This is a genomic window from Hydrogenophaga palleronii NBRC 102513 (assembly GCF_001571225.1).
GTDB lineage: Bacteria > Pseudomonadota > Gammaproteobacteria > Burkholderiales > Burkholderiaceae_C > Hydrogenophaga > Hydrogenophaga palleronii.
In genome coordinates this window covers 43,240-58,848 of the sequence record NZ_BCTJ01000027.1, presented here as the reverse complement: position 1 = coordinate 58,848, position 15,609 = coordinate 43,240, and the positions used below count along the sequence as shown (strand labels likewise).

Below are 15,609 nucleotides of genomic sequence, written 5' to 3'. Positions count from 1 at the left end.
GAGGATTGGTCAAAGCCTCTCAAAAAAACTTCCAAAGAATCGCATTCTTGGTTTCTTGTGCCAGACGCACCTACGGGTGCGCTCGGCGTGTCTGCATATATAGAGGGCTCTGTTGCTGCCCTGGGAGAGGCGCCTGGCGGCCCGGGGATAATTGGGGCTCTTTTGACTCGGGTTTTTCATGGCACTCATCACTCTGCAGGACGCCCAGCTGGCTTTTGGCCACGTGGCCCTGCTCGATCACACGGACTTCGCACTGGAAACACAGGAGCGCGTCGGTCTGATCGGACGCAACGGCACGGGCAAGTCCTCTCTGCTGAAGATCCTCGCATCGCTGGAGAAGGCGGACGACGGCACGCTGCAGGTCCAGACGGGGCTGCGCATTGCGTATGTGCCGCAAGAACCCATCCTTGATTTGCAATCCACCGTGTTTGAGGCGGCCAGCGTGGGCCTGGCGGATGCTCGCGCTGCGCGCGACCTCTATCTCAGTGGTGAGGACGGGCTTGACCTGGATACGCTGCAGAACCGCATCGAGGCGCTGGACGCCTGGAACTGGGAGCAACGTGTGGAGGAGACCCTGCACCGTCTGCACCTGGACGGTGCGGTGCGTGTGGGCGAGCTCTCGGGCGGGAACAAGAAGCGCGTGGCGCTGGCCCAGGCACTGGTGAGCCGGCCCGACGTGCTGCTGCTCGACGAGCCCACCAACCATCTGGACCTGGACAGCATCACCTGGCTGGAAGAGCTTCTGCTGGAATACAAGGGCAGCGTGGTCACCATCAGCCACGACCGCGCTTTTCTGGACCGCGTGGCCACGCGCATGGTGGAGCTGGACCGCGGACGCCTGCTGAGCTATCCCGGGAACTTCGCGCAGTACCAGGTGCTGAAAGAAGAGCAGCAGGCACAAGAGGCGGTGATCAACGCGCGCGCCGACAAACTGCTGGCGCAAGAGGAGGTGTGGATCCGCAAGGGTGTGGAGGCGCGGCGCACCCGGGCCCAGGGCCGCATCACGCGGCTGGAGCGCCTGCGCGAACAGCGTGCGCAGCGCCGCGATGCGGTCGGGAGCGTGAAGCTCGAGGTGGCCAGCGGCAGTGCCAGCGGCAAGATCGTGGCGGAGCTGGAGAAGGTCACGCAGTCGTTCATCCGTGCGGACGGTTCGCCGCGCACCGTGATCAAGGATTTCTCGACCACCATCCTGCGCGGCGACAAGATCGGTCTGATCGGCCCCAACGGCGCGGGCAAGACCACACTGCTCAAGATCATCCTGGGCGAACTGCAACCTACCAGCGGTTCGGTGCGCCAGGGCAGCAAGATCAGCGTGGCCTACTTCGACCAGATGCGCGACCAGCTGGATCTGGACGCCACGCTCGAGGATTTCATCAGCCCGGGCAGCGAATGGATCGAAATCGGCAACAAGCGCACCCACGTCAAGAGCTATTTGAGCGATTTCCTGTTCTCGCCCGCCCGCGCCAATGCGCCGGTGCGCACGCTCTCGGGCGGTGAACGCAACCGCCTGCTGCTGGCGCGCCTGTTTGCGCGGCCGGCCAACGTACTGGTGCTGGACGAGCCGACCAACGACCTGGACATCGACACCCTGGAGCTGCTGGAAGACCTGCTGCAGCAATACGAAGGCACGGTGTTCCTGGTCAGCCACGACCGGCGCTTCCTCGACAACGTGGTCACCAGCACGCTGGTGTTCGAAGGCGAAGGCCGCTGGCGCGAATACGTGGGCGACGTGCAGGACTGGCTGACCCAGTCGGCCCGGGCCGCCGCCCTGCAGCGCGACCGCAGCGAGCCGGCCGCGGCCGCCGCAGCACCGGCGGCCAAACCGGCCGTCGCCCCGGCGGCGGCGCCCACCACGGCCAAGCGCAAGCTCAGCTATAAGGAACAACGCGAGTTCGATGCCCTGCCGCCCCGCATGGCCGCACTGGAGGCGGAGCAGTCCGAACTGGCGCTGCAACTGGAAAACGGCGAACTATTTCACAGTGACCCCGCGCGTGCAGCTCAACTTGGCGCCCGACATGCCGAAGTGGAGGGAGAGTGGCTGCATGCCCTGGAGCGCTGGGAAGCGCTCGGCGGCGGCTGAGGGCCCCGCCCGGCTGCGGTTGCCTCCGCCATCCAACACACACGTCCATGACGCCCGACCGCCTCGCTTTTGACCTGCAACGCACGCTGGATGAGCTTCAGCAGGAACGCGAGCGCACGCAAAAGCTGCAGGATGAGCTGGAGCAGCAAGGCCGGGAGCTTGAAAGCCTGCGCGGCTCGGTGCACCGCGAGGCGCACAGCCGCCTGCTGGCCGAGGAGGCGCTGGACGAAGCCCGTGACCGCCTGCAGATGGCGGTGGACGCCGCCGGTCTGGTGTTGTGGGACTGGCAACTGCCTGCCACCCAGGTGTTCGTGAACGCCCGCTGGGGCGAGATGCTGGGCGACATCGCCGCCGACGGCTTCTGGGAACTCGCCGAGCTGCGCAAGCGCCTGCACCCGGACGACCTGGAACCCCTGCGCGCGCACCTGGCGGACCTGCGGGAAGGCCGCAGCCAGCGCGCCGTGGTGCAGCACCGGGTGCGCACCAGCAAAGGCTGGCACTGGGTGGAGACGCACGGCATGGTGGCCGAGCACGATACCAAGGGCCAACCGCTGCGACTGATGGGCACCGTGTCCGACATCGGCGAACTCAAACGCATCGAACAGGACAGCCTGCGCGCGCGCGAAATGGCCGAACAGGCCAGCCGCGCCAAGAGCGAGTTTCTGGCCAACATCAGCCACGAGGTGCGCACGCCGCTGAACGCGGTGATGGGGCTCACGCGCATGCTGATGGAATCGCCGCTGAACGCCGAGCAGACCAAATGGCTCTCGCTCATGGACGCTTCGGCGCACGCCTTGCTGGGCCTGCTCAACGACGTGCTGGATCTGTCGCGCATCGAAGCCGGGCGGCTCGAAATCGAAAACCTGCGCTTCGACCTGCACCAGGCGCTGGAGCTGGCCACCGTCACCTATGCCGAACAGGCGCGCGACAAGGCGCTTGATTTCCGCTTCGACCTGCAGTCCACCCTGCCGCAATGGGTGATGGGCGACGCCGGGCGGCTGCGCCAGGTGATGAGCAACCTGCTCTCCAACGCCATCAAGTTCACCCCCACTGGCGGGCTGGTCGAGGTGCGGGCCAGTGTGCTGGCGCCCTCGGGCGACTCGCCGAAGCGCCTGCAGGTGGCCGTGCGCGACAAGGGCGTGGGCATCGCGCCCGAGCTGCACGCCAACATCTTCAACGCCTTCACGCAGGCCGACGCGTCCACCGCGCGCCGCTACGGCGGCAGCGGGCTGGGCCTGGCGATCTGCGCCCGCCTCGCGCGCCTGATGGGCGGCGACATCGCGCTGGAAAGCAAGCCCGGGCTGGGCAGCACCTTCACCTTCACCATGCCGCTGCGCGAGGTGGAGACGCTGGCGCACAACACGCAGAACACGTCGGTCGAATGGCAGGAGCTGACGCAGGCCGGCACGCGTTACGTGGGCCTGGTGGTGCTGCTGGCCGAGGACCACCCGGTCAACGAACTGATGATGCGCCAGCTGCTGCTGCGCCTGGGCTGCACCGTGCGTGTGGCGCGCGGCGGCGTGCACGCCGTGTCCCAGTGGGAGCAGGGTGGCATCGACCTGGTGTTGATGGACGTGCAGATGCCCGGCATGAGCGGCCTGCAGGCGACGCAGGAAATCCGCGAAATCGAAGCGCGCCGCAAGCTGCCGCGCACGCCCATCATCGCGGTCACGGCCAATGCCATGAAGGGCGACCGCGAGGCCTGCCTGCAGGCCGGCATGGACGGCTACACCGCCAAGCCGGTGAGCCCGCAGGCGCTGATCGCCGAAATGGACCGCCTGCTGCAGTCCGATGAGGCCACAAACGACGCCGCCACCACTGGCAACGACGAAGACGAAGCCACGGAATGGCACGACACGCGGCCACCGCCCGGACCCACCGAACCCACCACCCCGCCCGCGGCGCGCGTGCCAAGCCTGGCGTCGCCCTCACCGGCGCAAGACGCTCTGGACCTGGACAAGCTGCTGCGCCGCCTGGACGGTGACGAAGACACGCTGAGCCAGCTGGCGCTGGCCATGCGGGCCGACCTGGCGTCGCGCCAGCGCGAGCTGCAGCAGGCGCTGGACATGCGCGACACCGCCGCCGCCATCGCCCACGCCCATGGCCTCAAGGGTTCGCTGGGCAGCATGACGGCCGAGCGCGGCGCGCGCCTGGCCAAGGGCCTGGAGCTGGCCGCGCGCGCCGGCGACTGGCACCTGTTCGAACGCGCCCTGCCGCTGATGCAGGCCGAAGCGCGCCTGATCGACAACGCCCTGGCGGCGCTGCTCGACGGGCGCAACGGCCGCGACCTGTTCGACACCCGGCACTGAGCTCGCAGCAGCGAGCCGCTTCAGCGCCTCAGCCGCCCGCCCTGACGCGCGCGAACACGCGCCAGAAAGCCGCGTCCTGCGTGGTCGCGAAGTTGATGCGCATCAGCGTGCTCGGCACCCGCGCGGCATGGAACAGCGCGCCCGGCGCGATCAGGTAACCCTCGTCCAGCATGCGCTGCGCCATGGCGTCGGTGTCCACGCCGGTGTCGACCCAGCCGAACAAACCCACCGGCTCGGCCGCAAAGGTGCAACCGGCCGCCAGCGCCAGCTTCACGCTGCGTGCGCGGGCCGCGTCGAGCCGGGTGCGGATGCGCTCGGCGTGGCGGCGCAGCTGGCCCTGCTCGATGCACAGCGCCAGCGCGCGCTCCAGCAAGGCCGGCGTGGTCAGGGTGGACAGGAGCTTGGTGTCGAGCAGCGGCTCCACCAGGCCCGGTGGCGCGGCCAGGTAACCGATGCGCCAGTTGGGCGCCAGGATCTTGGCGAAACCACTCACGTAGATGGTGCGCCGCAGGCCGTCGAGCGCGCTCAGGCGCGTGGCGTGCGCGGGCGCGAGGTGGCTGTAGGTGTCGTCCTCGACGATGTGGAAGTTGTGCCGGTTGGCCAGCTGCAGCAGGCGGTGCGCGCTGCCCGGCGACAGGCAATAACCGGTGGGGTTGTGGAACACGCTCACGCTCACATACAGCTTGGGCTGGTGCAGCTCGCAGTACTTCGCCATCACCTCCAGGTCGGGCCCGTCGGCGCGCCGCGGCACCGGCAGGATGCGCATGCCGAGCGCGGCCAGGCGCGCGAACTCCACCGCCCAGCCGGGCTCCTCCACCATCACCGGGTCACCCGCGCGCAGCAGGGTGCGGCTCACGATGTCCAGCGCGTGTGTCGCGCCCACCGTGGTGATGATGTGATCGGCCTCGGCGTGAATGTTCAGCGTGGCGAGCTTTTGCGACAGCACGCGGCGCAGGCCGCTGTCGCCCAGCGGCTCGCCGTACTGCAGCGAGAAATCGTGCAGCGCGCGCGTGCCGGTGACCTTGCGCACCGCCGCCGGCATGAAGGTGGCCTCCAGCCAGTCGGGCGGGAACACGCCCATGCCGGGCTGCGGCTTGTTGCTGACCTTGTGGAACATGCCGCGGATCAGCGCCGTGGCGTTGATGGGCGACGCACCCGCTGCGGCGGCGCGCCCCGCCACGCTGCTGCGCGGGCCCTCGGCGGCGCGTGGCGTGGCCAGCTCGCGCACGAAAAAGCCGCGGTTCTTGCGCGCGTCCACCAGGCCCTGGGCCAGCAGCTGGTCGTAGGCCGCCACCACGGTGGACGGGCTCACGCCATGCTGCTCGGCGCACTGCCGCACCGAGGGCAGGCGCGCGCCGGGCGGCAGCAGGCGGCTGCGGATGCGGTCGGCAAAGCGCACGGCGAGTTGCTCGGTCAGGGACTGGGCGGGGGTCTTCATCAACATGGCGGTCGGGTCCGGAGGCGGGTTTTTCTGTACTGTTCAGTCCACCCATACAGTGGATCAACTGCGCTGGCCAACTGTACTGGTGGTGTATTGCCCGGAAGATTACATTGAAGCTCCTGCATTCACAAGACCCGCCCCGCCCATGAGCGCCACCGAATTGACCACCCTGCTGCTGTTCTGCACGGCGATGAGCTTTTCGCCCGGGCCCAACACCACGCTGTCCACCGCGCTCGCGGCCAACCTCGGCCTGCGCCGCGCGCTGCGTTTCTGCCTGGCCGTGCCCACCGGCTGGACGCTGCTGATGCTGGCCTGCGGCCTCGGCCTGGGCGCGCTGGTGCTGGGTGTGCCGGCGCTGCGCTGGGGCGTGAAGCTGCTGGGCGTGGCCTACATGCTGTGGCTGGCCTGGAAGCTGGCCGGCGCCTCGACGCTCTCCGAGGTTGACGCCTCCCGCCTCAACGTCACCTTCCTGCAGGGCGTGGGCCTGCAGTTCCTCAACATCAAGGCCTGGATGCTGGCGCTCACGCTCTCCGCCGGCTGGGTCGTCAACGCCGCCGGGCAGCCGTCAACCAACCCGGGCCAGCGGCTGGCGATCATCTGCGCGGTGATGGTCTTCTTCGCCTTCACCAGCAACTTCACCTACGCGGTGGCCGGTTCGCTACTGCGGCAGTGGCTCGCGCGGGGCTCGCGCCTGGTGTGGTTCAACCGCGCGCTCGCCGTGGTGCTGGTGGCCACCGCGCTCTGGATGCTGACCGTATGAGCACCCGTACCCTGCCCGCCCCGCGCTGGATCGACCAGCCCGCCAACCAGGGCCTGCTGCTCGGCCTGCTGGGCGTGACCACCTTCGCCCTTACCCTGCCCATGACGCGGCTGGCCGTGGGCACGGTCGACGCGCCGCAGATGTCGGGCGTGTTCGTCGCCCTGGGCCGTGCGGTGGTCGCCGCGCTGCTGTCCATCGTGTTCCTGCTGGTCACGCGCGCGCCGTTGCCGCGGCGCGAACAGCTGCTGCCGCTGGCCATCACCGCGTCGGGCGTGGTGTTCGGCTTCCCGCTCTTCACCTCGGTCGCCATGCGTTACGTGGAGGCGGTGCACGCCAGCGTGATCGTGGGCGTGTTGCCGCTGGCCACCGCCGCCGTGGGCGCGCTGCTGCACCGCCAGCGCCCGTCCACCGGCTTCTGGCTCTGCGCCGCCCTGGGCAGCGCGCTGGTGGTAGCTTTTGCGGTGCTGCGCTCGGGCAGTTCCGGCCTGAGCATCCACCCGGCCGACGGCCTGCTGCTGGTGGCCATGCTGTTTGCCGCCGTGGGTTACGGCTACGGCGCACGCCTGTCGCAAGGCATGCGCGCCGAACACGTGATCTGCTGGGCGCTGGTGATCGCGCTGCCACTCACCCTGCCGCTGGCCTTCGCCACCCGCCCGCAGGTGCCGCTGCAGGCCTCGGCCTGGTGGGGCTTTGCCTACACCGCGGTGTTTTCGATGTGGCTGGGCTTTTTCGCCTGGTACCGCGGCCTGGCCATCGGCGGCACGGTGCGCGTGAGCCAGGTGCAGCTGGTGCAGCCCTTCCTCGGCATGTTGTTCGCGGTGCCCTTGTTGGGCGAATCGCTGGACACGGTCACACTCGGTTTTGCCGCGGCCGTGATCGCCACCGTCTTCATTGGCAAGAAAATGCCGGTACACGCAGCCGCGCCCACCGAACGGATTTGAACGGAGCTCTCCTCATGAAACCCAACGACCTGCCCACCCCTCCGCCGTCCAATGCCTGGACCCTGGCGCGCCGCGCCGAGCGCATGAACCCTTCGGTGATCCGCGAGATCCTCAAGGTCACGGAAAAGCCCGGCATCATCAGCTTCGCCGGTGGCCTGCCCTCGCCCAAGACCTTTCCCGTCACCGCCTTTGCCGAAGCCTGCGCCAAGGTGCTGCGCGAAGACGGCCAGAGCGCGCTGCAGTACGCGGCCAGCGAAGGTTATGGCCCGCTGCGCGAAGCGGTGGCCGACATGCTGCCCTGGGCGGTGGACCCGGCGCAGGTGCTGATCACCACCGGCAGCCAGCAGGGCCTGGACCTGGTGGCCAAGGTACTGGTCGACAGCGGCAGCCGCGTGCTGGTGGAAACGCCCACCTACCTCGGCGCGCTGCAGGCCTTCACGCCAATGGAGCCGCAGATCGAGGCCGTGGCCAGCGACGACGAAGGCATCGACATGGCCGACCTCGAACGCCGCATCGGCCAGGGCGCGGACCGCGCGCGTTTCCTCTACGTGCTGCCCAACTTCCAGAACCCGACCGGGCGCAGCATGAGCGAAGCGCGCCGCGCCGCCCTGGTGGCCTGCGCCGCCGCACAGGGCTTGCCGCTGGTGGAAGACAACCCCTATGGCGACCTCTGGTTCGACACGCCGCCGCCACTGCCGCTGAGCGCGCGTAACCCCGAGGGCTGCCTCTACCTGGGCTCCTTCTCCAAGGTGCTGGCGCCCGGCCTGCGGCTGGGCTTCATCGTGGCGCCCAAGGCGGTCTACCCCAAGCTGCTGCAGGCGAAGCAGGCGGCCGACCTGCACACCCCCGGCTTCAACCAGCGCATGGTGGCCGAGGTGATCAAGGGCGGTTTCCTCGAGCGCCACGTGCCCACCATCCGCGCGCTCTACAAGAGCCAGTGCGGCGCCATGCTCGCCAGCCTCAAGCAGGAAATGCAGGGGCTGGACGTGCAGTGGAACTCGCCCGACGGTGGCATGTTTCTCTGGGTGCGGCTGCCGGAGGGCATGAGCGCCATCGACCTGCTGCCACACGCGGTGGACAAGGGCGTGGCCTTCGTGCCGGGTGCTGCGTTCTACGCCGACGAGCCCGATGCACGCACACTGCGCCTGAGCTTCGTCACCGCCAGCGTGGAGCAGATCCGCATCGGCATCGCCGCGCTGGCCCAGGCCGTCCGGGAACGGCTCAAGGGCTGAGCACATGTTGCACCTGTGGGGCCGCCTGAGTTCGATCAACGTGCGCAAGGTGGTGCTGTGCGCGCAGGTGCTCGGCATCGAGCTGCCGCGTACCGACGCGGGCCTGTCGCACGGCGTGGTAAACACCCCCGAGTACCTGGCCAGCAACCCTAACGGCCTGGTGCCGCTGCTGCGGGACGGTGACTTCACGCTCTGGGAATCAAACGCGATCGTGCGCTACCTCTGTGCGCGCGCCGGCCGCCTGTATCCCCACGACCTGCAGCAGCGGTTCAACGCTGAGCGCTGGATGGACTGGCAGCAGACCACACTCAACCCCGCAGGCAGCCCTGCCTTCAAGCAGTGGGTCCGCACACCAACCGAGCAGCGCAATGTCCAGCTGATCGAGCAATCCGTCGCCGCCACCGAGCCGCTGTTCGCCATGCTCGACACGCACCTCGCGCGCCAGGCTTTCATGGCTGGCGATGCGCGCTCCATGGCCGACATCCCGATCGCTTGCGAGGTGCACCGCTGGTGGGGCCTGCCGCAACCACGCCCGCCGTGGCCGCACCTTGAACGCTGGTACGAAGGCTGGCTGGCCATGCCTGCGAGCCGCGGCGTGCTCGACCTCCCCCTGTCCTGAACCTGGAGCACCCCATGGCCCAAGCCCGCGCCTTTCAGCAAGTCGACGTCTTCACCGACATCCCCTACCTCGGCAACCCACTGGGCGTGGTGCTGGACGGCACCGGCCTGGACACCGCCGCCATGCAGCGCTTCACCGACTGGACCAACCTGTCGGAATGCACCTTCGTGCTGCCGCCCACCGACGAAGGCCATGCCGCGGGTGCCGACTACCGCGTGCGCATCTTCTGCCCCGGGCGCGAGCTGCCGTTCGCCGGCCACCCCACGCTGGGCACCTGCCACGCCTGGCTGCAGGCGGGTGGCCAGCCGCGCGCCGAACAGCACGTGGTGCAGGAGTGTGGTGTGGGCCTGGTGCGCATCCAGCGCGACGGTGAGCGCCTGGCGTTTGCCGCGCCGCCTTTGCGCCGCAGCGGCCCGCTGGACGAAGCCGACGTGGCGCAGATCGCGCGCGCCATCGGCCTGCAGCGCGACGACATCGTGGCGCACGCCTGGTGCGAAAACGGCCCGCCCTGGCGCGGCGTGATGCTGCGCTCGGCCGAGCAGGTGCTGGCGGTGCGGCCCGACGCAGCACAACTGGCGGGCATGGAGATCGGCCTGGTCGGCCCGCAACCGGCGGGCTCGGACACCGCCTTCGAACTGCGCGCGTTTTTCCAGGGCCACCAGACCGTGGCCGAAGACCCGGTCACCGGCAGCCTCAACGCCGCCGTGGCGCAATGGCTCATCGGCGCCGGCCTGGCGCCTGCGCGGTACGTGGCGTCTCAAGGCACGGCCATGGGCCGCGCCGGGCGCGTGCACATCGAACGTGATGGCGACGGCACGGTCTGGGTCGGTGGTGCGTCCGTCACCTGCATCAGCGGCGAGGTCACGCTGTGAAACCCGTGGCGCTCACCGCTGCCCAGGCGCCGCTGCGCACCAAGCCCTCCAACTACCCCGAGCCTTTCGCCTCGCGCATGGCCGGGCGACAAAAGCGCCCGCTGGGCGATCTGTTTGGCCTCACGAACTTCGGCGTCAACCTCACGCAGCTCGCCCCCGGGGCGGTCTCGGCGCTGCGCCACGCGCACAGCCGGCAGGACGAGTTTGTCTACATCCTGCAAGGCCACCCCACCCTGCACACCGATGCGGGCCGCACCCCACTCGCGCCGGGTGACTGCGCGGGTTTTGCCGCCGGCACCGGCAACGGCCACCAACTCGTCAACGACACCGCCCAGGAGGTGGTCTACCTGGAAGTGGGCGACCGCACCGCAGGCGATCAGGGCACCTACCCGGACGACGACCTGCAGGCCGAGCAAGTTGACGGCCAGTGGTGCTTCACGCACAAGGACGGCACCCCCTATGAATGACACCCGGCCCCGCATCGACCACCTGGTGGTGGCCGCGCGCACGCTCGACGAAGGCGTGGCCTGGTGCGAGGCCGCGCTGGGCGTGACACCCGGGCCGGGTGGCGAGCACCCGCTGTTCGGCACCCACAACCGCCTGCTGCGGCTGGCGGTGGACGGTGGCGCGCCCGACGCCTACCTGGAGGTGATCGCCATCCAGCCGGATGTGCTGCCGCAACGCCCCCGCGGCCAGCGCCGCTGGTTCGACCTCGACGACCCGGCGCTGCAGCACCGCCTGCAACACCACGGCCCGCAGCTGGTGCACTGGGTCGCCCGCGTGCCCGACATCGACGCGGCGACCGCCGCGCTCGGCGCCATCGGCATCCAGCGCGGCCCGGTGGTGAGCGCGTCGCGCCAGACCGCGCAAGGCCTGCTGCAGTGGCGCATCAGCGTGCGCGACGATGGCCAGCGCCTGTTCAACGGTGCCCTGCCGACCCTGATCGAGTGGACCGGTGAACACCCCACGCGGCACATGCCCGCCAGCGGCGTGTCACTGCGCCGCCTGCAGCTGCGCCACCCCGGCGCGGCCGGCCTGCGCGCGGCGCTGCAAGCCATCGGCATGGCCGACATTGCGGTGGCCGACGGGCCGGGTGGCCTGACGGTGGAACTCGACACCCCGGCCTGCGCCCGCGTCAGCCTGTTCTCGTCGCCATGAACCACGCCCTGCCCACCCTGCACGACATCGAAGCCGCCGCCCAGGTGGTGTACCGCGCCTTCGCGCCCACGCCGCAATACCGCTGGGCCACGCTGAGCGCGCGCCTGGGCACGGACTGCTGGGTCAAACACGAGAACCACACGCCGGTGGGCGCCTTCAAGCTGCGCGGCGGCCTGACCTACTTCGAGCGCCTGGCGGCCACGGGCGCGCTGCCCCGCGAGGTGATCAGCGCCACGCGCGGCAACCACGGCCAGAGCATCGGCTGGGCCGCGCGCGCACACGGCGTGCCCTGCACCATCGTCGTGCCGCACGGCAACTCGGCGGAAAAGAACAGCGCCATGCGCGCGCTGGGCGTGAACCTGATCGAACACGGCGACGACTTCCAGGCCAGCCGCGAACACGCCATCGCGCTGGCCGAGGTTCGTGGCGCCCACATGGTGCCGAGCTTCCACCCCGACCTGCTGCGCGGCGTGAGCACCTATTGGTGGGAGTTCTTCCGCGCCGTGCCGCAGCTCGACGTGGTTTATGTGCCGATCGGCCAGGGCTCGGGCGCGTGTTCGGCCATCGCCGCCAAGCTCGCGCTGCGGCACCCGGTGCGCATCGTCGGTGTGGTCAGCGCGCACGCCACCACCTACGCCGATTCGCTGGCGGCCGGCCGCGTGGTGGAAGCGCCGGTCAGCACCGAGCTGGCCGACGGCATGGCCTGCCGTATTGCCGACGACGCCGCGCTGCACATCCTGCAACCCCATCTGCACCGGCTGGTGCAGGTGAGCGACAGCGAGGTGGCCGACGCCATGCGGGCCTTGTTTGCCGACACCCACAACGTGGCCGAAGGCGCGGGCGCGGCCAGCTTCGCCGCCGCCTGGCAGGAGCGTGGCTCGCTTCAGGGCAAAGTGGTGGGCACCACGCTCAGCGGGGGCAATGTGGACAGCCGCGTGATGGCCGCGGTGCTGGGCGGCGCGGCCTGAGGCCGGGCCCTGCGGTGCTCAGGCCGGCTTGACCAGCCGCGCCACGACCTCGCAGAAGGCCTCGACCGCATCGGTCTTGAACACCACCTCGCGCACGCCGACCACCTTGGCCTCGGCCTGCAGTTCGTCGGTGATGTAGCCCGAGGCCACGGCCACCGTGAGCTGGGGGTTGATCGCCAGCACCGCCCGCGCCACGTCCAGGCCCGACATGCCGGGCATGTTGTAGTCGGTCAGCAGCAGCTGGAACGCGTGCGGCTCGGCCTGCACTGCCTTCACCGCCTGTTGCTGGTCGGTGAACGAAGTCACCCGGTAGCCACGGCGCTCCAGCAGACGGCGTACCAGGAACACCAGGGTGTCGTCGTCGTCGAGGTACAGGATGTGCGCGGGTGCTGCGGGCGAGGCATCTGCCATCGTGGGAGGCTCCTGGTGATCGGCCGTGGTGGCGGCGGGTGAAGGAAGGCCCATTGTGACGGCATCGGTGCGCTTTGGCGAAACACCCGGCAAGGCGAGCAAGGGATCGTCCGGCGCCGCTGGAAAGTACAGCGAAAAGGTGGTACCCCGGTTGAGCTCGCTGACCACGTCGATGGCGCCGCCGTTCACCTCCACGATGCCCAGCACCACCGGCAGGCCCAGGCCGGTGCCGCGGCCCACCACCTTGGTGGTGAAGAACGGCTCGAAGATGCGGCTGCGCACGGCTTCGCTCATGCCGGTGCCGTTGTCGCTCACGCGCAGGCGCACCACGTCCACACCGGCCAAGCGGCAACGCCCCGCCAGCTCGGCCGGCACACGTTCGTCGTCGCGCGACAGGCGGTCGAGCTGGCAGAAGACACGGCCGGCGCGGCCATCGAGCGCGTGCACCGCGTTGGTTCCGAGGTTGATCAGCACCTGGCCCAGCTGCGTGGCGTCGGCCAGGATGGCGGGCGTGCCGGGCGCGCACTCGTGCAGCAGCTCCACCTGCGGCGGCACGGCCGCGCGCATCAGGTTGCAGGTTTCGGTGAGGATGGCGTCCACGTCCACGCGGGTGCGTTCGGCCGGTTGCTGCCGGCTGAAGGCCAGGATCTGCCGCACCAGCTCGCGGCCGCGGCGCGCCGCGGTGCTGATCTCGTGCAGGCTCTCGCGCGCGCTGGCGTCGTGCGCCAGGTCCTGGCGCGCCAGGTCGGCGTTGCCCAGGATGGCGGCGAGGATGTTGTTGAAGTCGTGCGCCACGCCGCCGGCCAGCGTGCCCAGCGCTTCCATCTTCTGCGACTGCGACAGCTGCGCCTGCAGCACCTTCTGTTCGCTCTGCGCGATCTTGAGCGAGGTGATGTCGATGAAGGTCAGCACCACGTGGCGCAGGCCGCCCTGGACGTCGTTCTCCGGGTAGGCGTTGAACAGCGCCCAGCGCACCGCACCGTCGTGGCCCACCGGCACACCGACCACCACGCTCTTGACCGGCTGGCCGGTGGCGAGCACGCGCTCGAACGGCATGTCGTGGCGGCGCATCGGCTGGCCGTCTTCGTACAACATCTGCCAGCCGGGCCCGGTGGGTTCGGCCAGCGCGGTGTTGGCGCCGCCCGCACTCCAGCCGAAGAAGCGGCGCGCCGCGCTGTTGATGCTGGACAGCGTGTGGTTGGGACGGAACACCATCACGCCGGCGCTCAGGTTTTCGATCAACGCGCGCGAATCGGCCTCGCGCACCTGCAGGCCCTGGCGGGCTCGGTCGCCCTCCAGCCGCAGGCGGTAGGTCACCAGGCCGCTGTAGAGCATCACGCGGCACAGGCCGGCGAGCATGAAGAAGAACAGCGTGGCCGGCGCCAGCAGCGGCACCGCCAGGCCCATCCCCGGCCCGAGCAGGGCGAACACCAGCATGGCGGCGATCTCGACCACCGTCAGCATCTTGAGCGCCTGCAACTCGGGCACCCGCCTCTGCGGATCGGCGCGCGCCATGTCGCAATAGGCGAATGCCATGCAGGCGAGCGCCGCCGATGCGAACAGGCCCTGGCGCACCTGGGGCAGGTCCCAGACCAGAAGGAACACCACCTGCAACACCAGCATGGCCAGCACGGCGCCGACCAGGCGCGACACCAGCACCTGGAACTTGAGGTGGCTGCGCAGGCCCATCCAGGCCAGCAAGGGCGCCAGCGCCAGCGTGGTGACACCGACGCCGATGGACAACACGTCGGGCACCAGATCGCGCAGCCACAGGCCCAGCGAGGCGAGGATGGAGGCTAAGGCCGACAGCGCCCACCAGCCCGGACCACCGATGTGACGGTAGCGGCTCAGCAGCCCGAAGAACGCCAGACCGGTCAACAGGTCGATGCCAACGCGCATCGCCAACAACGTGGACAAATCAAACAGCATGAAAACGGCGGAGGGCGCGCATGCAAGGATTGGAGCACAGGCATGTGTAGACACAGCGCGGGAAATGGGCGGTAAAGCCGCGCGATTTCCAACGACCGACGTGCTCAGACACCTGCGCGACTGGCAGCGCCGAAGCAGTCGCTGCGGCGACAAAGTGCAGCCACCGCAGCGTCACAGAATGCCGCCATGGGAACCCTTTACCTCGTGCGCCATGGCCAGGCCTCGTTTGGTGCCGACGACTACGACCAGCTCAGCGAACTCGGCCAGCGCCAGAGCGTGCAGCTGGGCCGCTACTGGGCCGAGCGTGGCCTGCGGTTCGACGCGGTCATCACCGGCAGCCTGCGGCGCCACCACCAGACCTGGGCCGGCATCGCCGAAGGCGCCGGCCTGGCGCTGCAGCCGCTGGTCTGGCCCGGCCTCAACGAGTACGACGCCGATGCGGTGATCCGCTGCATCCACCCGCACCCGCTGCAGAAAGCCACCAGCGCGGCCGAGACGCCCGAGCTCTACCGCAGCCACTTCCGTTTGCTGCGCGACGGCCTCACCCAATGGATGGCCGGCACGGTGAGCCCCCAGGGCATGCCGACCTACAACGACTTCGTGCGCGGCGTGACCAGCGCACTCGACCACGTGCGCGCGCAGCACCAACAGCAGAACGTGTTGCTGGTCTCCAGCGGCGGGCCGATCGCCACCGCGGTGGCGCACGTGCTCGGCCTGAGCCCCGAGGCCAGCATCGAGCTGAACCTGCGCATCCGCAACAGCGCGGTGACCGAGTTCCAGTTCAACCCCAAGCGCCACTCGCTGCTGAGCTACAACACGGTGGCGCACCTGGACCACCCGGACTTCAAGGACTGGGTGAGCTACGCATGAGGGCAGACCCGGCGGGGCC

13 protein-coding genes are annotated in these 15,609 nt (G+C 69.5%); 11 read left to right on the top strand and 2 right to left on the bottom strand.

Annotation, left to right across the window (positions count from 1 at the left end):
- Positions 1-178: 178 nt before the first annotated feature.
- Together HPA01S_RS17015 and HPA01S_RS17010 are read left to right on the top strand one after the other, a co-directional pair.
- The gene (locus HPA01S_RS17015; protein WP_066271961.1) at positions 179-2,080 is read left to right on the top strand and encodes an ATP-binding cassette domain-containing protein; all 1,902 of its coding nucleotides are present in this window, start codon (positions 179-181) and stop codon (positions 2,078-2,080) included.
- Positions 2,081-2,127: 47 nt separating this feature from the next.
- A complete protein-coding gene (locus tag HPA01S_RS17010; RefSeq protein ID WP_066271960.1) occupies positions 2,128-4,389 on the top strand; it encodes an ATP-binding protein in 2,262 nt (753 codons plus the stop codon).
- A gap of 28 nt (positions 4,390-4,417) precedes the next feature.
- Here HPA01S_RS17010 and HPA01S_RS17005 read toward each other — a convergent pair whose 3' ends face one another.
- Entirely contained in the window at positions 4,418-5,833 is a 1,416-nt protein-coding gene (locus tag HPA01S_RS17005) for an aminotransferase-like domain-containing protein (protein ID WP_066271959.1), read from the bottom strand.
- A 142-nt stretch (positions 5,834-5,975) separates the two neighbouring features.
- Between HPA01S_RS17005 and HPA01S_RS17000 the strand changes: the two genes are divergently transcribed.
- From HPA01S_RS17000 to HPA01S_RS16965, 8 genes are read left to right on the top strand one after another with little or no spacing between them, the layout of a single operon-like run.
- Positions 5,976-6,590 carry a LysE family translocator gene (locus HPA01S_RS17000; RefSeq protein WP_066271958.1) on the top strand — a complete coding sequence of 205 codons (615 nt, stop codon included), beginning with the start codon at positions 5,976-5,978 and terminating at the stop codon, positions 6,588-6,590.
- Positions 6,587-7,531, top strand: coding sequence for a DMT family transporter (locus HPA01S_RS16995; protein ID WP_066271957.1), 945 nt, complete (start codon positions 6,587-6,589; stop codon positions 7,529-7,531). The genes HPA01S_RS17000 and HPA01S_RS16995 overlap by 4 nt, the downstream gene beginning before the upstream one ends.
- A gap of 14 nt (positions 7,532-7,545) precedes the next feature.
- Positions 7,546-8,763, top strand: a complete 1,218-nt coding sequence (locus HPA01S_RS16990; RefSeq protein WP_066271956.1) for an aminotransferase-like domain-containing protein — start codon at positions 7,546-7,548, stop codon at positions 8,761-8,763.
- A gap of 4 nt (positions 8,764-8,767) precedes the next feature.
- Positions 8,768-9,382, top strand: coding sequence for a glutathione S-transferase (locus HPA01S_RS16985; RefSeq protein WP_066271955.1), 615 nt, complete (start codon positions 8,768-8,770; stop codon positions 9,380-9,382).
- Positions 9,383-9,396: 14 nt separating this feature from the next.
- A complete protein-coding gene (locus HPA01S_RS16980) occupies positions 9,397-10,254 on the top strand; it encodes a PhzF family phenazine biosynthesis protein (RefSeq protein ID WP_066271954.1) in 858 nt (285 codons plus the stop codon).
- Positions 10,255-10,259: 5 nt separating this feature from the next.
- Complete coding sequence (locus tag HPA01S_RS16975) at positions 10,260-10,721, top strand: cupin domain-containing protein (protein WP_245638682.1); 462 nt, start codon at positions 10,260-10,262, stop codon at positions 10,719-10,721.
- The gene (locus tag HPA01S_RS16970) at positions 10,714-11,412 is read left to right on the top strand and encodes a VOC family protein (RefSeq protein WP_066271952.1); all 699 of its coding nucleotides are present in this window, start codon (positions 10,714-10,716) and stop codon (positions 11,410-11,412) included. The genes HPA01S_RS16975 and HPA01S_RS16970 overlap by 8 nt, the downstream gene beginning before the upstream one ends.
- Positions 11,409-12,380 (top strand): threonine dehydratase, encoded by a 972-nt coding sequence (locus HPA01S_RS16965; protein WP_066271951.1) that lies wholly within the window; start codon positions 11,409-11,411, stop codon positions 12,378-12,380. Before HPA01S_RS16970 ends, HPA01S_RS16965 begins: the two co-directional genes overlap by 4 nt.
- A gap of 18 nt (positions 12,381-12,398) precedes the next feature.
- Here HPA01S_RS16965 and HPA01S_RS16960 read toward each other — a convergent pair whose 3' ends face one another.
- Positions 12,399-14,720 carry a hybrid sensor histidine kinase/response regulator gene (locus tag HPA01S_RS16960; protein WP_066271950.1) on the bottom strand — a complete coding sequence of 774 codons (2,322 nt, stop codon included), beginning with the start codon at positions 14,718-14,720 and terminating at the stop codon, positions 12,399-12,401.
- Between the two features lie 186 nt (positions 14,721-14,906).
- Here HPA01S_RS16960 and HPA01S_RS16955 point away from each other — a divergent pair, with 186 nt between their 5' ends.
- Entirely contained in the window at positions 14,907-15,590 is a 684-nt protein-coding gene (locus HPA01S_RS16955; RefSeq protein WP_066271949.1) for a histidine phosphatase family protein, read from the top strand.
- Positions 15,591-15,609: the final 19 nt, after the last annotated feature.